The 20115-nt window shown below is 67.4% G+C and carries 18 protein-coding genes; 12 read left to right on the top strand and 6 right to left on the bottom strand.

All coding sequences use genetic code 11. From position 1 onward, the window contains the following. Positions 1-13 precede the first annotated feature (13 nt). From GY812_13160 to GY812_13145, 4 genes are all read left to right on the top strand, one after another. On the top strand, positions 14-655 hold the full coding sequence (locus GY812_13160; GenBank protein MCP4436428.1) for a hypothetical protein: 642 nt from the start codon (positions 14-16) through the stop codon (positions 653-655). Continuing rightward, the gene (locus GY812_13155; GenBank protein MCP4436427.1) at positions 652-2202 is read left to right on the top strand and encodes a GMC family oxidoreductase; all 1551 of its coding nucleotides are present in this window, start codon (positions 652-654) and stop codon (positions 2200-2202) included. The genes GY812_13160 and GY812_13155 overlap by 4 nt, the downstream gene beginning before the upstream one ends. A 145-nt stretch (positions 2203-2347) precedes the next feature. Next, positions 2348-3691, top strand: a complete 1344-nt coding sequence (locus GY812_13150) for a glycoside hydrolase family 5 protein (GenBank protein MCP4436426.1) — start codon at positions 2348-2350, stop codon at positions 3689-3691. A gap of 121 nt (positions 3692-3812) precedes the next feature. Further along, positions 3813-3986, top strand: a complete 174-nt coding sequence (locus GY812_13145; GenBank protein ID MCP4436425.1) for an acyl-CoA/acyl-ACP dehydrogenase — start codon at positions 3813-3815, stop codon at positions 3984-3986. Between the two features lie 11 nt (positions 3987-3997). Here GY812_13145 and GY812_13140 read toward each other — a convergent pair whose 3' ends face one another. Both GY812_13140 and GY812_13135 read right to left on the bottom strand, forming a co-directional pair. Next, complete coding sequence (locus tag GY812_13140) at positions 3998-5434, bottom strand: NAD(P)/FAD-dependent oxidoreductase (protein ID MCP4436424.1); 1437 nt, start codon at positions 5432-5434, stop codon at positions 3998-4000. A 135-nt stretch (positions 5435-5569) separates the two neighbouring features. Continuing rightward, the gene (locus tag GY812_13135) at positions 5570-6691 is read right to left on the bottom strand and encodes a nitronate monooxygenase (GenBank protein MCP4436423.1); all 1122 of its coding nucleotides are present in this window, start codon (positions 6689-6691) and stop codon (positions 5570-5572) included. A 363-nt stretch (positions 6692-7054) separates the two neighbouring features. Between GY812_13135 and GY812_13130 the strand changes: the two genes are divergently transcribed. Beyond that, complete coding sequence (locus GY812_13130; protein MCP4436422.1) at positions 7055-7741, top strand: hypothetical protein; 687 nt, start codon at positions 7055-7057, stop codon at positions 7739-7741. Positions 7742-7753: 12 nt separating this feature from the next. Here the strand turns inward: GY812_13130 and GY812_13125 are convergent, their stop codons facing one another. Beyond that, positions 7754-9013 (bottom strand): cytochrome P450, encoded by a 1260-nt coding sequence (locus GY812_13125; GenBank protein MCP4436421.1) that lies wholly within the window; start codon positions 9011-9013, stop codon positions 7754-7756. A gap of 192 nt (positions 9014-9205) precedes the next feature. Between GY812_13125 and GY812_13120 the strand changes: the two genes are divergently transcribed. Next, positions 9206-10522, top strand: a complete 1317-nt coding sequence (locus GY812_13120; protein ID MCP4436420.1) for a cytochrome P450 — start codon at positions 9206-9208, stop codon at positions 10520-10522. An 83-nt stretch (positions 10523-10605) separates the two neighbouring features. Next, positions 10606-11193 carry a TetR/AcrR family transcriptional regulator gene (locus GY812_13115; protein MCP4436419.1) on the top strand — a complete coding sequence of 196 codons (588 nt, stop codon included), beginning with the start codon at positions 10606-10608 and terminating at the stop codon, positions 11191-11193. Positions 11194-11218: 25 nt separating this feature from the next. Here GY812_13115 and GY812_13110 read toward each other — a convergent pair whose 3' ends face one another. Both GY812_13110 and GY812_13105 read right to left on the bottom strand, forming a co-directional pair. Further along, positions 11219-11920, bottom strand: coding sequence for a hypothetical protein (locus GY812_13110; protein ID MCP4436418.1), 702 nt, complete (start codon positions 11918-11920; stop codon positions 11219-11221). A gap of 15 nt (positions 11921-11935) precedes the next feature. Further along, positions 11936-12298: an arsenate reductase gene (locus tag GY812_13105; protein ID MCP4436417.1), complete on the bottom strand. Its 363-nt coding sequence runs from the start codon at positions 12296-12298 to the stop codon at positions 11936-11938. A 67-nt stretch (positions 12299-12365) separates the two neighbouring features. On the opposite strand from GY812_13105, the gene GY812_13100 reads away from it, so the two are divergent. The 3 genes from GY812_13100 (at position 12366) to GY812_13090 (ending at position 16696) form a co-directional block, all read left to right on the top strand. Beyond that, positions 12366-13316 (top strand): DMT family transporter, encoded by a 951-nt coding sequence (locus GY812_13100; GenBank protein MCP4436416.1) that lies wholly within the window; start codon positions 12366-12368, stop codon positions 13314-13316. A 56-nt stretch (positions 13317-13372) separates the two neighbouring features. After that, complete coding sequence (locus GY812_13095) at positions 13373-15757, top strand: beta-glucosidase (GenBank protein ID MCP4436415.1); 2385 nt, start codon at positions 13373-13375, stop codon at positions 15755-15757. Between the two features lie 261 nt (positions 15758-16018). Continuing rightward, the gene (locus tag GY812_13090) at positions 16019-16696 is read left to right on the top strand and encodes a hypothetical protein (GenBank protein ID MCP4436414.1); all 678 of its coding nucleotides are present in this window, start codon (positions 16019-16021) and stop codon (positions 16694-16696) included. 18 nt (positions 16697-16714) lie between these two features. Here GY812_13090 and GY812_13085 read toward each other — a convergent pair whose 3' ends face one another. After that, entirely contained in the window at positions 16715-17575 is an 861-nt protein-coding gene (locus GY812_13085) for an amidohydrolase family protein (protein MCP4436413.1), read from the bottom strand. 87 nt (positions 17576-17662) lie between these two features. Between GY812_13085 and GY812_13080 the strand changes: the two genes are divergently transcribed. Next, complete coding sequence (locus tag GY812_13080) at positions 17663-18811, top strand: FAD-dependent oxidoreductase (GenBank protein ID MCP4436412.1); 1149 nt, start codon at positions 17663-17665, stop codon at positions 18809-18811. Between the two features lie 47 nt (positions 18812-18858). Further along, on the top strand, positions 18859-20082 hold the full coding sequence (gene dinB / locus GY812_13075; protein MCP4436411.1) for a DNA polymerase IV: 1224 nt from the start codon (positions 18859-18861) through the stop codon (positions 20080-20082). Positions 20083-20115 lie beyond the last annotated feature (33 nt).

The following is a 20115-nucleotide window of genomic DNA, read 5'->3' as shown; positions in this document are numbered from 1 at the left end:
TCGACGACGGTTCATGCAGGCCGTCGTGGTGCTGGGGAGCACCGGAGCAGTGACGGCAACAGCGGTGTCCTGCGCGCCCCACCCGACGATGCGCTCAGCGGAACACACCCTGCGGGGCCTGTGGGACGCTGCGGTGCCGGGCACGCACAACGGGGTGGTCCAGGACTTGCTGGCCGACGGTTCACCGTCACCCGGAGCGAACCAGGCCGGTGTCTACGAGTGGCTCTCCGATTTCTCGGGCAGCCTGCCCCCACCTGCCGACTTCCTCACCGATGGATTCATGCGCGCGTGGGCCGCTGATCTCGACCTCTGGGCCGACTGGTTCCACCTACCGGTGGACGGGGGCCCCAGCTTCGGCGACCTGCCCCTGGGGCCGACCTTCGACGAACGCGGTCGCCAGTACAAGCTGCTTCTCATGACCACCCTCTTCGAGGGAATCATCGACCTGAAGTACTTCGGCGGCGTGATGATCGCCAAGATGGCGTTCTACGGCGACTTCTGGGCCGAGAGGACCGGCGCCGACCGCGTTAGCGGGCCCCTCATCGGATTCCCGGGTCCGGTCGACTCCGTTGACGAGTTCACCTACAACCAGGCGTTCGGCACACCGGATCCCAGAATGCAGACAGCGCCCAACGGACTGGTGGTAACCCCGTGAGCAGCAACGAGTTCGACGTCTGCGTCATCGGCTCGGCGTTCGGCGGCGGGCCCGCCGCCCTGCGCGCCGCCGAGGCAGGCGCCTCGGTGGTGGTACTCGAACAGGGCAAGCGGTGGGACGGACGAGGCGACAGCCACGAGTTCCGCCAGGTGCAGGGTGACTTCGGCTACTACATGGACCTCTTCGACCTGTATGCGGGGGTCAACCCGACCACCCTGGCCGCATCGGTGGTCATCGGCGGCAAGGGACTCGGCGGCGGTTCGCTCGTCTACTCGATGGTGTCGCTGCGGGCCCCGAGCTTCGTCTTCGACGACCCGGCGTGGCCCGGTGCCGTCGACCGAGCCGCGCTCGACCCCTTCTACGAGCGGGCCGAGGCCCAACTGGGCATCACCCAGGTGCAGTGGACCGGCAACCGACCCGACGACGACTGGAAGCTGGCCTCACGGCGCGACGCGATGTTCGCGGAGGTGTGCCGGGCCTCGGCAATGAGCTGCGACCCCGTTCCGGTCGCTGTCAACGAGTCCTGTGAGAACCTCGGCTGGTGCACCACAGGCTGCACCAAGGGCGCCAAGACCTCCGTCGACGTCCGCTACATGCAGCCGGCCGAGGACCTGGGCGCCGAGATGCGCCTCGGAACCAAGGTGGCCTCGATCCAGCCGGCGGACCCGGGCGGGCAGCGGCGCTGGAAGGTCACCACCCTCGACATGACAAGCGGGGACCCCACAGTCGTATTGGCAGATGACGTATTCGTCGGCGCCGGTGCAGTCGGCTCTGCCGCGTTGTTGCAGGCGTCGGCACACCTCCTGCCCGGTGGCATCTCGGCGCAGACCGGGCTCAACCTGAGCCGCGGCGGCGACATGATGATCCCTCTGGTCGTCCCCGAGGACTTCGGCTTCGACGACATGGACATGATGCCCGGCAAGATCATCGGCTCGGCCTCCTTCGAGCACCTCTTCACCCCTCCGCCCGGGATGGGCGACGACTGGGCGCCGTTCATCATCGAGCCGATGATGATCCTTCCGGTCATCTCGTCGCTGATAGTGGCCGACCCCGACGGGCAGATCGGCGAGGGCGACATGCGCACTTTCGGACTCGGCCAGAAGCACTTGATGCAGAAGTGGGGCACCAGGCTGATCCATCTGGGAATCATGGGAGTCGACGGAATGGACGGCCGGGTGAGTGCCGACCGCAACGGCAAGGTCGACGTTCACTTCGACCTCTCGCCGCAGACCCGCAAGCTGTTCTCCTCGGGCAAGGCCGCCGCCGACCACATGGCGGCCTCGATCGGTGGGCAGCGGCTTCCCTCGTGGGACGAGATTCGCAACGACGGACTCACCATCCACCCGCAGGGCACATGCCGCATGGCCGACAGTGCGGACATCGGCGTGGTGGATGACCGGTGCAGGGTATTCAGGAGCGACGGTGGGGTCCATGAGGGCCTGCACGTCGTCGATGCCTCCACCTACAGCAGCCCCATTGCCGTCAACACGTCGCTCACCGCCGCTGCCATCTCGGAACGCGCCATGTCGATCTGGTCGGCGGGATGAGATGCGGCCAGCGGCCGCTCTCCTGCGCTGGCTGACCAACGCACTGTTCGCGGCCGCGTTGGCCTGCGCGGCCTGCGCGCCCGTAGACCAGGCCGAGCAGGCGCCGTTGCCGCCGTCGTCACAAACGGTCCCGACGGATGGCGCCGTGACGGTGGATGCCGACGGGGCCTTCCGCGACGCACACGGCCGATTCGTGCTGCTCCACGGCGTCAACCTCGTCGACAAGCGCCCTCCCTACCTGCCGTCACCCGATGAGTTCGGGCCCGCCGATGCCTCGCTGATCCGTGACCTGGGCTTCAACATCGTCCGCCTCGGGTTCATCTGGGCAGGACTCGAGCCCGAGCGGGGCATCATCGACGCGACGTACGTCGCAAGGCTGGTGGAACTGGTCGACCTGCTCGGCGACCACGGCATCCTGGTGCTGCTCGACAGCCACCAGGATGTGATGAACGAGCGCTGGGGCGGTGAGGGGTTTCCCGACTGGGCAGTCGACGACGGCGGCATCCCGATCGCGACCGGGCTGGGTGACTGGAGCTTCAACGTGGCCCAGCCATCGCTCTGGCACGCGTGGGACGCCTTCTGGGCCAACGAGCACGGGCTGGTCGACAGGTATGTGGCCGCGTGGCAGTCAGTTGTCGCGGCAGTGGCCGATCGCCCCAACGTGCTCGGCTATGACCTGCTCAACGAACCATGGCCGGGATCCGACTTCCTCAGCGAGGGAGTGGACCACCAGCGGATGCAGCCGGTCTACGAACGCCTCGCAGTCGCCATCCGGGAGATCGACACCGATGGGGTCGTGTTCTGGGAACCCGATCTGGCAACGCACCTCGGCCGCGGTTCGCGCATCGGTCCTCTGGGCGACACCAACGTGGCCGAGAGCTTCCACGTGTACTGCCCCTTGACGCTCTACGGCGTGTTCCGGGTCGACGGGCTCCACTCGCCCGAACTGTGTGGAGCATGGTCCTCACACCGCTTGGACCTCGCGGCACGCGACCGTGCGCGCGTCGGTGGCGGATGGCTGATGACCGAGTTCGGTGCCACCGCCCTCGTTGCAGATGCCGCGCTGCACGCGGAGCTGGCCGACCAGCACCTGGTCGGATGGACCTGGTGGAACTGGAAGCGCCTCGACGACCCAACCGGCGAGCCCGACGAGGCGCTCGTGCCCCACGACACAGGAACGCTGAGCCTGCGCTCGACCGCGTTGGCTCTGGAGAGGATCTACCCGCGTACCGTGGCCGGCACTCCCGTGTCGCTGCACAGCGACCCCATGGCCCCGACCGGTGCGACCTCGTTCGAGCTTCACTTCACTGCGGACCCGGCGGTGTCGGCGCCCACAGAGATCTGGATCCCTGCCCGCCTGGACCCGGGCGACGACGGCATCGTCGTCGAAGGCGGGTCATTCACACGCAGCCCCGACGGCCGTCGACTGCTCGTGGAACCGCTTGATCCGGTGCCGACCGAACTATCGGTTCAGATCGAAGCGACCTGACAGCGGGTGGCCTGCGGCCCTCAGACCCGGCCCGCGAGCTGGCCCGGCGGGTTCTCCTGCACCGGCCGCTTCGAGTTGGCGCAGCCGCCTGTCGCGCAAGACGGTTGCGGCGGAGTCATTCATGGCGACCGTGAAGCTCGCCGTGGAGTCGAGTGGTGGTTTCGGCTACACCCGCTCCGCCGGGCTCGAGAAGCTGTTCCGTGATCTGCAGACCTGCATGTTCCACCCGCTGCCGAGGGCGAAACAGCTTCGCTTCACCGCCCGCGTCGCCCAGGGCCTGGAACCGGCCGGCTGACCGACAGAGGGTCAGCGCAACTCGTAAGCACTCATATCCGGGGTCTGCATGATGTCGCGGAAGTGCTGGAACGGCCATGGCCACGCTGCCGGCACGCCTCGGTCATCCAGGTACCAGCTGTTGCAGCCGGTCACCCAGATCGTGTCCTGCGCGGCCTCGACTCGCTCCGCCTCGAACGCATCGGTGGCCTCGCGGGTGGCGCAGACCTCCTTCGCACCGCCCTCGGTGAGGCACTCGATCAGCTGCTCGATGTAGGCGAACTGGTACTCCGACACCTCGATCAGCGAGAAGTTGCCAACGGGGCCGTTGGGCCCGTTGAGCATGAACAGGTTGGGGAACTCCGGGATCGAGATCGACATGTAGGCGAGCGGCCGGTCGGCCCATACCTCGTCGAGCTTCACGCCGTTGCGCCCGGTCACCACCATCGGACGCATGAAGGCGTCGACATGGAACCCGGTGGCCAGCACCAGCACGTCGAGCTCGTGAAGCTCGCCGTCTTCGGTGCGGATGCCCTCTGGTTCGGCCCGTTCGATGCCGGACGTCACGAGGTCGACATTCGGCTTCTGGATGGCGCCGTAGAACGTGGGCGACACCACGAGCCTCTTGCAGCCCGCGCGGTAGTCGGGCCGCAGGCGTTCGCGCAGCTCATCGTCGTGGACGTTGTCCTCGAGGTTCTCCAGGCACATCGCCGCTATCAGCTTGATGTGTGCTGAGTCTGCGTCGATGACCGCGTTGGCGAAGTTGCCGAACATGTCGGACAACTCCTCGTGAAGCTTGTGCATCGATTCCGGGTCGTCGCGGAATGCCTGTTTCTCCTCCTCGCCGTACTCGGGATTCTCCAGCGACAGGATCCACTGCGCGGTGCGCTGGTACATGTCGAGGTGCGCGACCTCGTCGACGAGTGCGCTCACGATCTGCACGGCAGTCGACCCGGTGCCGATCACGCCCACCCTCTTGCCGGTCAGGTCGACGTCGTGATCCCACCTCGCTGAATGGAACCGGTCGCCGGCGAAGGTGTCGAGGCCCTCGATGTCGGGGTAGCGCGGGTGGTGCAGCACCCCGGTGGCGGCGATCACCACATCCACGGTGTCGGTGTGCCCCGATGCCGTCTCGATGTGCCAACGGCCGTCGTCGTACTCGGCGCGGACAACCTCGTCGCCGTAGCGGATCATGCGTTCGATGTCGTGGTCGCCCGCCACCTTCTCGAAGTACCCGCGGATCTCCTCGCCGGGTGAGTAGTGGTGGCTCCATTCCGGGTTGGGGGCGAAGCTGTAGCTGTACAGGTGCGAGGGCACGTCGCATGCGAGACCCGGGTAGGTGTTGTCGTTCCAGGTGCCACCCAGCCGCTCGCGCTTCTCATAGACCGTCACTTCATCGAAGCCGGCCTCGGTGAGCTTTATCGCGCTCAGGATTCCCGCCATCCCTGCGCCGATTACCGCGAACCTCATGGGCGAACGCTATCGACTGGGCGGCGGGCCGTCCACTACTGATTGATGGATCAGTTTATAGTGCAGCAAGCCCTGATCAGGCGGCCCAACACCGGACGGGGCCGCTCGAACGGGCCCGACCCGAACAGGCTCCAATCAGACGGCGCGGGCGTTGAGCTGCTCCAGGCGCTCCACGCACTCCAGGTACTCCTCGGCCATCTCGATGACGACGTCGCCCGCGCGGCGCACCTTGTTCATCGAACCCACGATCTGGCCTACCGGGTTGAAGTTCACGTCCACGGCCTGCTCGGGGTACTTGTGGCCGCGGGCTACAGCCTCACCGGTGACCATGAATTGCAGCGGCATGCCGAGCGGGTCGGGCGTGTCCTCGTCGGCCCAGGCCTCCGTCCAGTCGTTCTTGAGCATGCGGCACGGCTTGCCGGTGAAGCTGCGGCTGCGAACCGTGTCGCGCGAAGTGGCGTCGAGGTAGCTGTCCATCTGCTTCGGAGGCACGTCGGCCTCCTCGACGGTGAGCCAGAGCGAGCCGGTCCACACACCCTGTGCGCCGAGCGCCATGGCGGCTGCCATCTGGCGACCGGAGCCGATGCCGCCCGCGGCCAGCACGGGGGTCGGCGCGACTGCGTCGATGACCTCGGGCCAGAGCACGACAGACCCGACGTCGCCGGTGTGGCCTCCGCCTTCGCCACCCTGGGCGATGATGATGTCGACCCCGGCGTTCTTGTGCCGGCCGGCCTGCGAAGCGGATCCGCACAGCGCGGCCACCAGGCGACCGGCGTCGTGGATCTCCTTGATGATCTCGGGCGGCGGGGTGCCGAGGGCGTTGGCGATCAGCTTGACCTTGTCGTGGCGCAGCGCTTCCTGCACGAGCGGCGTGGCGGTGGCCTCTGTCCAGCCGATGAGCGCCGGGGCCACTTCGTCGTCGGGCATGTCGGGCACGCCGTGGTCCGACAGGATCTTCTTGGCGAACGCCCGGTGCTCCTCGGGGATCATCTCCTGGAGGTCCTGCTCCAGCTTCACCGGATCGAGTTCGCCCATACCCTCGTACTTGCCCGGGATGACAACGTCGACCCCGTATGGCTTGTGGCAGTGCTCATCGAGCCACTCGAGCTCGGTGGCGAGCTGCTCGGGGCTGAAGCCCACGGCCCCGAGCACGCCGAGCCCCCCGGCGTTGGACACAGCTGCGACGACGTCGCGGCAGTGGGTGAAGGCGAAGATCGGGAACTCGATTCCCAGCTGGTCACAGATCTCGGTACGCATGGCGCGCACCGTATCCGAAAACTGGAACGCGTTTCACTTCGACGCGGGCTGCCCCATGTGCTGAGTGCCTCATCCTCCTTTCCCGAGGAGAGCTGCGTCGCATCGACGCAAGGTCACTCGGGAAAGGAGGATGAGTGGCTGGGCGACGCGGCATTCCCACCGGCGAAGTGGTCGCGCACCCGCGGAGAAAGGCGTGCAGGCTTCGGCTCGGCTCCCGGCTCTCGGACTGTCTCCGCGGTGTCTGCCACCGCACCCCCCATGGGCTCTGCTCCCGGCCGTCACCCTATGCGAGCGCCACTGGCACAACGTGCCCCTAGGATCTCGGCACCCAGCCGGGATACGCCGGCGCTGAATGGAGCAACCGTGAACGGAGTGGGCATGTACCGCGACACGAGGGAGCGCACCGTCGCCCTCGGTCGCAGCCTCAGCGAGGAGCAGGGCCGCATCGTCGTGCCCGCCACCCCGCAGTGGTCCGTGAAGGACAACTTCTCGCACCTGGCGGGGGCGGCAGCCGACATCACCTCGGGCAACCTGGAAGGCGTTGCCACCGATCCCTGGACCGCGGCACAGGTGGATGCGCGCCGCGACATGACCCTCGCCGAGATCGTGGATGAGTTCGAGTCGCACGGGCCGGCCATGGACTCCCTCATCGAATCGGTCGGCGACGCCATGGATCCGCGGCTCTTCATCGACGAGTGGACCCATGAGCAGGACATTCGCGGCGCCGTCGGGATCCCCGGTGGGGTCGACTCCGAGGTCGTGCCCTGGGCGAGTCCGCTCGTGGTCGGCGGATGGGTCGCATCGGTGGCCAAGCGCGACATGCCCGCGCTGCGGGTCGTGTGTGACGGTGAGGAGTTCGCACCCGATGGGGCGGAAGCGCCGGTCGCCCTCACGATCGACGGATACACCGCTCTGCGCGTGGCGGTCGGCCGCCGCTCACACGAGCAGATGCGGGCCCTGGAGTGGTCGGGCACCGAAGACCCGGCGCCCTACTTCGAGCGGATGGTCGCGTTCACGATCGCGGACCGTGACGTGATCGACGCCCTCTGACCGTCCAGGCGCTCAGCCGCCCGCCGAAGCCCCCACCGGGTGCTTGCGGGCGCCGGTGGAGAATTCGACCGGCAGTGTCTTGATGCCGGTCACGAAGTTGGACCGAAGGATCTTGGGCTCCGCTGTCTTGGCGAGGTCGGGAATCCGTGAGAGCACTTCGCGGAAGATGATCCGCAGCTCGACACGAGCCAGGTTGGCGCCCAGACAGAAATGGGCGCCGCCACCGCCGAAGGCGACGTGTTCGTTGTCGGCCCGTTCGATGTCGAAGGTGAACGGGTCATCGAACGCCTCCTCGTCCCGGTTGGCTGACACGTGCCAGATGAGCACCTTGTCGCCCTTGGCGATCTTCTGGCCGCGCACCTCGGTGTCGGCCGCGGCGGTGCGGCGGAAGTGCAGCACCGGGGTGGACCAGCGGAGGATCTCGTCGGTGGCGCGCAGCATGTAGTCGTCGTCATCCAGGTTGGCCTGGAGCCTGGCCATCTGCTCGGGGTGGTCGAACAAGGCGTTCATGCCGATCGCGGTTGCTGTTCGGGTCGTCTCGTTGCCCGCGACCGACAGCAACATCATGAACATGTCGAACTCGAGCTCCGTCAGCGCCTCACCGTCGATGTCGGCGTTCAGGAGCTTGGTGACGATGTCGTCTCGCGGGGACTCGCGGCGCTCCGCAGCGAGGGCGTTGGAGTATGCGTAGAGCGCCATTGCGGCCTCATGCGGTGCCTCCTCGTCCTCCGCGAAGTCGGGGTCCTGGGAGCCGATCATCGTGTTGGACCACTCGAAGATCAGGTGCCGGTCTTCCTGGGGCACCCCCATCAGCTCCGCGATCGCCTGCAGGGGGAGCTCGGCAGCCAGGTCGGCGACGAAGTCGCAGTTGCCGTTCTCGATGACGTCGTCGACGATCAGCTCCGCGCGGTACCGGAGATGGTCCTCGAGCAGGCCGATCATGCGCGGGGTGAAGCCCTTGTTGACTATGCGGCGGTAGCGGGTGTGCCTGGGCGGGTCGGTGTCGACCAGCATCTGGCCGCGGGTGTCGAACGCCGTCCCCACCTCGTCGACGTCGATCCGCTGGGTGCCGCCGATCTCCGAGGAGAAGGTATCGACGTCGCGGTTGACCTCCTGGAGGTCATGGAGCTTGGTGATGCTCCAGAAACCCGTGCCATCGGGTTCGTCGTGCCAGTGCACGGGAGCCTCTTCACGCAGGACCCTGAACATCTCGTGATGCTCGCCGCGTACGAAGCGGTCGAGGTCGAGCAGGTCGATCTCGTCGAGTTTCATGCTTCCCCCTGCGGCGGGCGATGCCGCGCCCGCCTTGCTGTTGACCAACTGGATGGACGCCCACGGTAGCGCGACTCCCACTGAACGAACGTTCAGTCAGACCTTGAACGAACGTTCAGTCAGGTCTTACAGTTGTGCAACTCGATACCCAAGCCAATCAACCGACTCATCATCCGACGGGGGCATGAAGAGATGACCAACAACGGGACCAACAACGGAGTCGACTTCGCGGAGGTCGACTTCACCGACGCCAAGGCCTACGACGATCCCTACGAGATGTACGCCTGGCTGCGCAGCCTCGACCACCTGCACTACGACGAGGCCAACGACCTCTACATCGCCCCGCGCTACGAGGACGTGTTCCACATCTCGCGCAACCACGAGCTGTACTGCTCCGGCGAAGGCGTACGACCCAAGATCGCCGGCGAGATGTCACTCATCACTCTTGACGGCGACGAGCACCTCCGCCAGCGCCGCCTCATCAACCAGGGCTTCACGCCCCGCCAGGTACGGGCGCTCATTCCGCACGTCCGTGACCTGACCAACCAGACGATCGACGCCATCGCCGACAAGGGTGAGATCGACTTCGTCGAGGACTTCGCGATCCACGTTCCCCTGATCATCATCTGCGAGATGATGGGCCTCGACCCCGAACAGCGCCTCAAGATGTACCGCTGGAGCGACGCCATGATGGACGGCGACGGCCACGTGGAGGCCGACGACCCGGTGCTCCAGGCAGCCGCTCAGTCATTCGGTGAGTACGCCGAGATGTGCATAGAACTCATCGCCGAGCGCAGGGCCATGGCCGAGTCGGGTGAGAAGAAGGACGACCTGATCACCACCCTCACCCAGGCCTTCGACGAAGGCGCCCTCGAGCGGGAGCCCCACGAACTCGCCATCCAGGGTGTGGATGAAGAGGAATACGCAAAGATGCAGGAGGCCAAGGGCTCACTGGACGACGAGGACCTCATCTCATTCCTCGTGATCCTGCTCGTGGCCGGCAACGAGACCACCCGCAACGCGATCTCCGGTGGCATGCTCGCCCTGTCGCGGTTCCCGGAGCAGAAGAAGCTGCTGCTCGACAACCTCGACAACGACGAGTTCATGGACGTGGCGGTCGACGAGATCATCCGCTTCGTCAGCCCGGTGCTCACCTTCATCCGCACCGTCACCGAGGACCACACCTACCGCGGCACCGACCTCAAGAAGGGCGACCGCGTGTTGATGATCTATTCGTCGGCCAACCGCGACCCCGAGGCCATCTCCCATCCTGACGAGCTCGACCTGACCCGCCAGTCAGACCACCTGGCGTTCGGCATAGGCAAGCACTACTGCCTAGGCGCCAACCTGGCCCGCATGGAGGTCAAGACAGTCTTCCAGGAGCTGCTGAAGCGACTGCCCGACATCGAGGTGCCGGAGGGCATCGACGTGCCCCGCGGCGACTCGTCACTCGTGCTGGCACTACAGGAGATGCCCGCCGAGTTCACCAAGTGCCCGGTGGCGCACTGACCGGACGTTCCTAGGCCTGCCCCTTCGCCCATCGAACCGGCGTCGGGGCGGCTCACCTAGGGTCCGTCGGGAAGCGACACACGATGGCCACCACAGACACGAGACCCAACCAGCGGGACCACATCCTCGATGTGGCGTTGAAGCTGATGTCGGAGCGCGGGGCAGATGGCATGTCGATGCGCCAGCTCGCCTCCGAATGTGGCGTGCAGGTCGCGGCGATCTACCACTACTTCGACTCCAAGCACGCACTGCTCGCGGCCGTGGTCGAGGAACGTCGCTACGGCTCCCGGCTGTCGGATCCGATCGAGCAGCTCGACCGCGACGCCCCGCCCGAGGACCGACTCCGGGCCCTGTTCGGCGTGGTCTGGGACGGTGCGCTCGAAGAGGAGGAGATCTGGAGTCTCCTCATCGGCGAGGGAATCCGCCGCGAGGAAGCGGTTATGCAGGTCGGTCGTGACCTGCTCACACTGGTGCGCTCGGCTTCGGAGGACTGGGTCACCGAACTCGTGCCAGAGGCCCAGCCACCCGCCGCCGTTGCCGAACTACTCGTCGGCCAGCTGATCACCGGATTCCTGCTGCGGGTGTTCTCGGCGGACGGCGACGATGCTGCCACGGCGAAGCGCATCGGTGACGAGCGCGCCGACACGCTCGTGGCCGCTGTCTTCGGCTGAGCCTGCACGCCGGCGCGACGAACCCTCAGGGTGCCTTGGCGCCCAGTGGCCGGAGCGCCGCGAGCGACCAGGCGAGGCTGTGGCCGATGAACAGCGCGAACAGCACCGTGCCGAGCCCGAATGTCCCGCCGAGGGCCACACCGGCTACGAGCACGGTGACTTCGATCCCGAGCCGCACCCACGAGATCGGCCAGTCGAACCGTTGGCCGAGGCCGGTCATCCAGCCGTCACGCGGACCGGGACCGAGTTGGGCGGACAGATACAGCGCCCCACCTACACCGACCATCAGCACGCCGAGGACCGCCTGCGCGAGCTGCGCCGGGAACCGGTCAGGCGTGGGCACGACTGCCGCCATCACGTCTATCGCAATGCCGATCACCACGATGTTCGCGACCGTGCCGAGCCCCGGGCGTTCAGTCAGCGGAATCCATGCCAGGAGCACGGCAGCTCCGATGAGGATCGTGAGCACGCCGACGCTCAGGCCTGTGCGCTCGCCGAGGCCCTCCGCCAGCACCGTCCAGGGCGTGTTGCCGATCCCGGCCCGCAGAAGCAGGGCATCACCGGTTCCGAACACCCACAGGCCGACGAGTAGCACCGCGACAGTCCTGGCGCGCACCTCCCAGCGCGACGAGGCGCTCCACGAGAAGTGGGGCACGTGCCGGCTCGGCCGGAAGCGGTCGGGCAGCCTGATTCGGGAGGCAACACTCGTGCCTGCGGGTCGGACCATGGGGGCCCGATGGTGTCAGCCGGCCAGGAACGGGTCCACCCGGTCCTTCGGGCGCCCGATGATTGCCTTGCCGCCCTTGACCAGCACCGGCCGCTGGAGCAGTTCGGGGTGTTCGCCGAGCACGTCGGCGACCTGCTCGGGGGTCTGCACGTCTGCGTCGCCGAGTTCGTAGGACTTGAACTTCGCGTCGCGGCGCACGAGGTCGGTGGCGGGATCCTCCAACGCGTCGAGCAGCTCCACGATCTCGGAGCGCTCCGGGCGCTGCGACTTGAGCATGTACTTGCGTACGTCGAAGTCGACGCCCGCCTCCTCGGCCCGCGCCACGGCGAACTTGGAAGTCGAACAATTCGGGTTGTGCCAGATGGTGACGTCAGCCATGCACGGACGGTAGCCCCGCCGCGAATGCCCGCGCGCCGCGGCTGGCGGTCACCGATAGCGTGGCCCGATGGCCAGTGCCGACGAGGGAACCACCGGAGCGGGTCCAACGGCTCCAACGGCACCCGCCCCTCACCACCCCACCGCAGCCGGGTCGGCTGCGGCTTTCGGAGCCGTTGCGCTCTGGGGATTCGGAAACGTGCTGATCGCGTGGATCCCGATGAACGGCCTGGCGCTCGGCGTGTACCGCCTCGGCCTCGGTGCCGCGGTCTACACGGCCTGGCTGTACTTCCGCGGTGGACGCCTCAGCGTCGACCGTTTTCGGTGGGGCTGGTTCGGGGGCGTGGCCTTCGGGCTGGACATCGCCACCTTCTTCCTGGCGGTGCAGAACACCTCCGTTTCGATTGCGGTGACGCTGAGCGCGCTGCAACCGGTGGTGATCGCCGGCGTTGCCGCTGCCGCGTTCGGCGAGAGAATCCGGGCCCGGCACATCATCGGGACCGTGGTTGCGGTGCCCGCAGTCGCCCTGGTGGCCTTCGGTGCCGAGGACTCCGGCGTCACCAGCACCTTCGGAAACGTGATGGCCGTGGCGGCGCTGTTCGCCTGGTCGGCGTACTTCATCGGCTCGAAGAAGGCCCGCGAGAAGATGCCGACGATGGACTACATGGCGGTGATGAACATCGTGGCCTTCGTGACCATCACTGTCATCGCAGTCCCGTCGGGGGTGCTGTGGAGCAGTGACGCACAGATGAACTGGCGCAACGCGGCGCTGGTCGTGTGCGTGCTGGCCGTGCCGGGCACCGGACACATCGTCATGAACTGGGCGCACGGCCACACGACCCTCATGCTCACTTCGCTGGCCACGCTCACCATGCCGGTGATCTCGACACTCGGCGCCTGGGTGTTTCTGGACCAGAGCGTCACATGGACACAGCTGGTCGGCATCGCCATCGTGTTGGCGGCGCTCACCTACGTCGTCATCGGCGACAGCCGCGAGATGCCCCGGGTGACCGCCGACTGATCGACTGGGCCGGACCCCGACGACGCGACACCCGAGCATCGGCCATGCTGAGGCACATGGCCCCACGCGATGGTGAGATCCCCGTACCAGAAGGCAGCACGAAGAGGGTGGAGACGCTCATCGCCGAGATGACCCTCCCGGAGAAACTGGCGCAACTCGGTTGCGTCTGGTCGACCCAGCTCGTGGAGGGCGGCGGAGAGGCAGCGGACTTCTCGGCGCGGGCCGCGGCGGGCTTGATGGCCGACGGCACCGGACAGGTCACACGCATCGCAGCTTCCACGGGGCTTCAGCCTGGCGGACTCGCACGGTTCGCCAACCAGATCCAGCACTGGCTGGTGCACAACACCCGCCTCGGCATTCCGGCGGTAATCCACGAGGAGGCCGTCGCCGGGTTCTGTGCCCGCGACGCGATCCAGTTCCCGCAGGCGATCGGACTCGGGGCCACCTTCGACATGGACCTCCTCGAGCGCATCGGTGACCACATCCGCGCCGAGATGCTGTCGGTCGGGGCCCGCCACGCCTTGTCGCCGGTGCTCGACGTGGCACGCGACCCCCGCTGGGGACGGGTGGAGGAGACCTATGGCGAAGACCCCGTGCTCTGCGGGTCGCTTGGCTCCGCATATGTGCGAGGCCTTCAGAACACCGGCCCCGAAGGCCTCGGAGCGGGTGTCGTGGCCACAGGCAAGCACTTCCTCGGCTACGCGGCGAGCGACGGCGGGCTCAACCACGGTCCGGTCAACGTTGGGTCACGTGAACTGCGCGAAGTGCACGCCGAACCGTTCGCCGCGGCGATCCGCGACGGCGGACTCCAGTCGGTCATGAACTCCTACGCGTCGGTCGACGGCCTGCCTCCCGCCGGCAGCCGCGCCCTGCTCACCGAGCTGTTGCGCGACGAGCTCGGCTTCGAAGGCACGGTCGTGGCCGACTACTTCGCAGTCGACCTGCTGCGCACCTACCACCGGGTCGCCCCGACGAAGGGAGTGGCAGCGGCGAAGGCGCTGCTCGCCGGCATGGACCAGGAACTCCCGGCGCTTGACTGCTTCTCCCCGGCCAACCTCGGACCGCTGGTGGAGGCCGGCGTGGTGCCGCTGGATGCCGTCGATCGAGCAGTGCGTCGGGTGCTTCGCCACAAGGAGGAGCTCGGCCTGTTCGAGGAACCGTTCGTCGACGAGGAGGTCGCCGGCGCCTGTTTCGGCACGGACTTGGGCCGGGGCCTGGCCCTGCGCGCTGCGCTGGAGTCGATCGTGCTGCTCGACAACCGCGACGACCTGTTGCCCATCGATGCAGCGTCGACCGGTTCGGTGGCCGTGCTCGGCCCGGCCGCTGACGATCCCCGCCTGATGGAGGGCGACTACCACTACCCCGCACACCTCGAGATCATCTACGGCGAGGACGCCGCCGGAGTGGACCTGTTGCCGGCTTCGGGCGGCGCGTTCGCACCGGGGCCGTACATGCCCGACATCGTGACTCCCCTGGCCGGGCTGCGCGAGGGGTTCGGCGATTCGGTCGATGTGCGACACGCCAGGGGGTGTGGGGTGTCGGCCATCGACGACGACGATGCGATGCTCGATGAGGCCGTCGCCCTCGCCGAGGCATGCGAGGTCGCAGTGGTATGCCTCGGCGGACGCTCCGGGTTGACCCCCTCTGCAACAGTCGGCGAGGCACGCGATGCGGCCGACCTGGCCCTCACCGGACGCCAGATCGAGTTGCTCGAGCGGGTGGCTGCGACCGGGACTCCGACGGTGGCGGTGATCTGTTCCGGCCGGGTACACACGCTGGGCGAGGTGGAGCAGCTGAGTGGGGCGACCGTTCTCGCATGGCTGCCGGGCATCGAGTCCGGCACGGCGCTCGCCCGGATCCTGCTGGGCGAGACCGCTCCGTCGGGCCGGCTGCCGATCAGCCTTCCGCACTCGGTGGGCCAGGTACCGGTGCACCACGCGCCCCGTGCCGGTGGCGGGCGCAGCCAGTTCTGGGGTGACTACACGGACACTCCCTGTGCACCGTTGCACCCGTTCGGGTTCGGGCTCTCAACAACCACGTTCGAGTACTCCGGGCTGCACCTGACCGCAGGTTCCACGACGGAGACCACGATGCTCGCGGTCACCGTCACCAACACCGGCGAGCGGACCGGCACCGAGGTGGTGCAGCTGTACGCCCGCGACGAGGTCGCCTCGGTTGCCCGGCCCGAACGCCAGCTGGTCGGCTTCACACGGGTCCCGCTGCAGGCCGGCCAGTCGCGCACGGTCACATTCGCGCTGCACCCATCCCGGCTGGCGTTCTTCGACGAGGACTTCCGCTTCGTCTGTGAGCCGGGCGCATTCGACCTCGAGGTCGGCGGATGGGCGGGGGAGCCCGCACTGACTGCGACGGTCGACCTCGGCGGCGAAGTACATCAGTACCGCCAGCGCGACGTGGTCGCGACCGCGGCCTCGCTCACCTGACTGGGGCAGCCGAGGCACACACTGCTGTACCGGCCTGCAGTCACGCGCCGCGCATGTGGCAGCTGCCCGACTGGGGAATGGTCGAACAGTCCTACGGCGCTCGCTGGTGCATCGAGTTCTAAGGCACCCATTCCAGCGTGCCGATCTGGATGGACCACCGGGACGGCCCGCCGCGCGCACGGGTAGGGCATTGGAAGGACCACCGCAATGGACCCAGACGAGCCTGTTCACCCGTCAGACCCAGCCGACCGGCCGGAACCGGTGGAGCATCCAAAGACCAGGAGCACCGTTGCAGTGCTCGTCGCGCTCGTCGTTGTCGGCGTCGGCGTCATCGGTGCCTACAACCTCACCGCCCCGCAGCCGAAGCACCTGGGCGAGCAAGTCGCCCTGGACGTCGCGATCTCCAACGACAGGCCGGCTGGACAACCCACGGTGGCCGGGTCGCCGGTCGATGGGGACTGGCTGACCTACACCGACGTGAGCGGGGCTTGGCGGGTCGACGTCCCGGCCGAAGTGCTGCCGTCCGTGAGCGTCAACGAGTCCGTGTGGCCAGGGGAGCCTCCGGTCGAGGTCGTGGTTGAGGAGGCCGCAACCCTGCGGGACTCCTACACGATCACGCGCATCCCGATTCCGGCTGGTTCAGCCGTCGACCTCGTGGCCGGCGCTCTCGCAGCGGCCGACGAGCTACCACTGCGGCTCATGGCCATGACCGACGAGGAACTCTCCTCCGCCGTTCCGTTCGTCGAGGAGCACGCCGTCGGCTCGGTCCAGACCGTGCGTTTCTCCAACTCGGTGGGCAAGGAAGGCGAACAGGTGATGATCGAAGGCCTCGTCTTCGTGCAAGGAGACGAGTTCGTGCAGCTGGCGTCGCTGGTCACGGGCGAGGACCGCCTCGCAGATGCGCTGCGGTTCGTCGAATCGTTCCGGTCGGTCGACTGAGACGCCCGGCCGGCCAGTTCAGCCGAGCCCGAGCACGCGCTCGGCGTTGTGGCGCAGGAACTTCGGCCACACGTCGTCGTTGAAACCCACACCGGGCAGCTCGTCGAAGATTCGCTCGAGGGTGAGCCCCATCGGGAAGTAGCCCCCGTAGATGACCTTGTCGGATCCCCGGGTGTTGGCGTAGTCCACGATCGCCTTGGGGTAGTACTTCGGCGCGAACGCCGACGTGGAGTAGTAGAGGTTGGGCCACTTGAGCATGAGCTTCACGGCCAGCTCCTCCCACGGCTCCGCACCGTGGCGCATGACGATCTTCAGCTCGGGGAAGAACCAGCAGACCTCGTCGAGCAGTTCGACCTTCTGGGCGGCCATCGGCACCCGCGGACCGGGTACACCCGCGCAGATGAAGACGGGGATGTCGAGCTCCACACACTTTGCGTAGACCGGATACCAGCGCTTGTCGTTGATCGGCACCGCCGGGTTGCAGCCCGACGGAAACAGCGCCAGCGCCGCGAGGCCCGTGCCAGAGTGCCACTTGTCGATCTGGCGCAGGGCCTCCGTGCCGTCGTTGGCATCCACGCTCATGGATGGAAGGAAACGGTCGGGATGCTCCGCCAGTGCGCGGCGCTGGTCGTCCGAGCCGGCGCCGATCAGGCCTCGCTCGATGCCGTAGTGGTCCATCAGGGCCAGGGTGTGAGCCACCGGGTCATCGGTCGCCGCCTTCGGCACGTCCTTGAACATGTACTGCGCCGGGAACTCGAACTCCTCAGTGCTCTCGCGGTCGCGCAGGTTGGGGGCAAGGAACTCGTAAGTCGATGCAACGTCGGTGAAGGGCAGGTCGATCATCGTGTCGATGATCCCGACTGGAGGTAGCTCAGCCATCGGGACAAGCTAGGCGAGTTCCCTGCACCGCCACGAACGCCCAACTCGACGGATCGGCCGCGCACAAGGCGCAGTATCGTCGTCACGATGACGAAGGTCTTGATTGTCGGGGGAGGAGTCCTCGGAACCATGCATGCGGTCGAGGCCATCAACCGCGGCTTCGACGTGGAGCACTTCGAGGCAGCACCGGAGCCCCGCGAATCCACTCCCCGGAGCTTCGGTGGCCTTAACTTCTCGTGGGCCTGCGGAGGCCTCGACCTCAGGCTCTCAGTGCAGTCGGCCGCCATGTGGCGCCAACTCGCCGACTCGGTGGACGATGGCATCCTGCGCCCGACCGGGTCGTTGACCGTCTCAACTGAAGACAACCAACGGTCAGTGCTCGAGAGCCTCATGCAGCGCCCGGATGCCGACGAGAGGGGTTGGACGATCCTCGACCCCGGCGACCAGATACTCGTCAGCGCCGGAGTGAACGGCGATTTCAGCGGAGCCCTGCACTCCAGTCTCGACGCGGTGCTGGAGCCGCGCAGTGCCCTTTCCCACATCCACGACCACTTGTCCACCAAGCCCGGCTACCGACTGTTCGCAGGCAAGGCGGTCCGAGACTTCGGCAGCGACTCGGTGACCGACTCGGCCGGACGGGTCCATCGCGGCGACATCGTCGTGCTCTGCCCCGGCAGCCACTCCGAACTCGTGTCATCCACCACCAGTGCACCCAACTCGCTTCGACCGGTGCGCCTGCAGGTCACCCAGACACAACCGATGTCGCCTGGCCTGACGATTCCACTGGCGGACATGTCGGGCATGCTGCGCCAAGGCCTGGTCGCTGATGGCGAAGTCCCGAACCCGCTCGCGATGCCGTCGGCCGACCCGGTCGAGCTCCGCCTGAAGGTTGTGCCCCGAATCAGCGGCGCCCTCGCCGTGGGTGAGGCACGCCACCGAGACGAGCCGTTTGATTTCGACCTGCCCGAGCGGCCGATCCGCACGCTCACCGAGCGGCTGGAGCGAATCCTCGGCGTAACCATCCCGCCCGTTAGCCGGCACTGGACCGGCGACGTCCGCGAGTGCGTCGACGGCCGGCTCTGGTACCGCGAGGACCTCGACGACTCCGTCGTGCTCGTAACCGGCGCCGGCCAACGGGGAATCACGCTTTCCCCGATGATCGCGAAGGACACCTTCGACTGGCTGGTCGAGGGATCCGAGACGGGCGGCGCCAGACCCGACGCAACCGGGGCCTGAGCCAGAGGCCGTTGCAGACTCCGGCGATCTGGGGGAACATCAGTTCGATGATCGAGTCTGCCGTGCCTGAGCCAGACGACCAGCGGGTGCTACACGCAGACCTCGACGCGTTCTACGCCTCGGTCGAACAGCGCGACAATCCGTTGTTGCGCGAGAAGCCGGTGATCGTGGGTGAGGGCGTGGTCCTGGCCGCCTCCTACGAGGCGCGCTCCGACGGCGTGCGCACGGCGATGTCGGGCCGGGAAGCCCGCCGGCTCTGCCCACGGGCAATCGTGGTACCACCGCGCATGTCGGCGTACTCCGAGGCCAGCGCAGAGGTGTTCGCCGTGTTCCGCGACACGACTCCACAAGTCGAGGGCATCTCGATCGATGAGGCATTCCTAGACGTTGCGGGTCTGCGGCGTACGGCCGGCTCACCTGTCGACATCGCCGACACGCTTCGTTGGCGCGTCCGCGACGAGGTCGGACTGCCCCTGAGCGTGGGCGTCGCCTCCACCAAGTTCCTTGCAAAGGTCGCGAGTGCGCGGGCCAAGCCCGACGGGCTCCTGGCCATCCCCACCGGCGCGGAGCTCGAGTTCCTGCACCCACTGCCCGTGCGGGCGATCTGGGGAGTCGGACGCGTAACGGAGCAGAAGCTGGCCGACCGCGGCGTGCACACCGTCGGCCAGCTCGCTGGGATCGACCCCGCCCTCGTGTCGAGCTGGCTGGGAGGCGCGGCCGGGTCCCACCTGCACGACCTCGCCAACAACCGTGATCCTCGCCCTGTCGAGAAGCGGAAGCGAAGGTCTTCGGTCGGTGCCCAGCGCGCCCTCGGTCGCCGACCGTTCCTGCGCTCCGAGGCGGAGGTCGTGCTGCTCGAACTGGTCGACCGCGTCAGCCGACGACTACGGGCGGGCGATCGTCTGGCGCGCACCATCATGTTGTCGTGGCGAGGGCATGACATGTCGGTGCACTCGCTCAGCAGCACACTGGAGCACCCAACCGACTCGACCGCCGCCATGACCGCCGAGGGCAAGCGCCTGCTCGGCTCGGCCTGGGATGAGATCGAGACGCTGGGCCTCGGCCTGCTCGGGTTCACCGCCGCGAACCTCACGGCCGCGGACGCGGTGCAGCTCGGCTTTGACTTCACCGGACGCGACCGCAGCGAGCTCGACAGCACTATCGACGAGGTGAGAGAGCGGTTCGGGACCACCTCACTGACCCGTGGCTCCCTCATCGACGACGACCCGATCGAGATGCCGGTGCTTCCCGACGATCCCGCCGGCGACTGACTCGCGGCCCGTCGGCGTCCCCCGGCGGACCCC

The sequence above is a fragment of the Actinomycetes bacterium genome, assembly GCA_024222295.1.
Classification (GTDB): domain Bacteria; phylum Actinomycetota; class Acidimicrobiia; order Acidimicrobiales; family Microtrichaceae; genus JAAEPF01.
The sequence above is the reverse complement of the archived record's forward strand: the minus strand, read 5'-3'. Positions and strand labels throughout refer to the sequence as shown.

Excerpts from the sequence above, each read along its gene's own strand:
- GY812_13125 (MCP4436421.1), bottom strand. The coding sequence starts at position 9,013 with ATGAAACTCGACGAGATCGACCTGCTCGACCTCGACCGCTTCGTACGC.
- GY812_13120 (MCP4436420.1), top strand. The coding sequence starts at position 9,206 with ATGACCAACAACGGGACCAACAACGGAGTCGACTTCGCGGAGGTCGAC.
- GY812_13115 (MCP4436419.1), top strand. The coding sequence starts at position 10,606 with ATGGCCACCACAGACACGAGACCCAACCAGCGGGACCACATCCTCGAT.
- GY812_13160 (MCP4436428.1), top strand. The coding sequence starts at position 14 with ATGCAGGCCGTCGTGGTGCTGGGGAGCACCGGAGCAGTGACGGCAACA.
- GY812_13080 (MCP4436412.1), top strand. The coding sequence starts at position 17,663 with ATGACGAAGGTCTTGATTGTCGGGGGAGGAGTCCTCGGAACCATGCAT.
- GY812_13100 (MCP4436416.1), top strand. The coding sequence starts at position 12,366 with ATGGCCAGTGCCGACGAGGGAACCACCGGAGCGGGTCCAACGGCTCCA.
- GY812_13095 (MCP4436415.1), top strand. The coding sequence starts at position 13,373 with ATGGCCCCACGCGATGGTGAGATCCCCGTACCAGAAGGCAGCACGAAG.
- GY812_13085 (MCP4436413.1), bottom strand. The coding sequence starts at position 17,575 with ATGGCTGAGCTACCTCCAGTCGGGATCATCGACACGATGATCGACCTG.
- GY812_13140 (MCP4436424.1), bottom strand. The coding sequence starts at position 5,434 with ATGAGGTTCGCGGTAATCGGCGCAGGGATGGCGGGAATCCTGAGCGCG.
- GY812_13110 (MCP4436418.1), bottom strand. The coding sequence starts at position 11,920 with ATGGTCCGACCCGCAGGCACGAGTGTTGCCTCCCGAATCAGGCTGCCC.
- GY812_13105 (MCP4436417.1), bottom strand. The coding sequence starts at position 12,298 with ATGGCTGACGTCACCATCTGGCACAACCCGAATTGTTCGACTTCCAAG.
- GY812_13135 (MCP4436423.1), bottom strand. The coding sequence starts at position 6,691 with ATGCGTACCGAGATCTGTGACCAGCTGGGAATCGAGTTCCCGATCTTC.
- GY812_13145 (MCP4436425.1), top strand. The coding sequence starts at position 3,813 with ATGGCGACCGTGAAGCTCGCCGTGGAGTCGAGTGGTGGTTTCGGCTAC.
- dinB (MCP4436411.1), top strand. The coding sequence starts at position 18,859 with ATGATCGAGTCTGCCGTGCCTGAGCCAGACGACCAGCGGGTGCTACAC.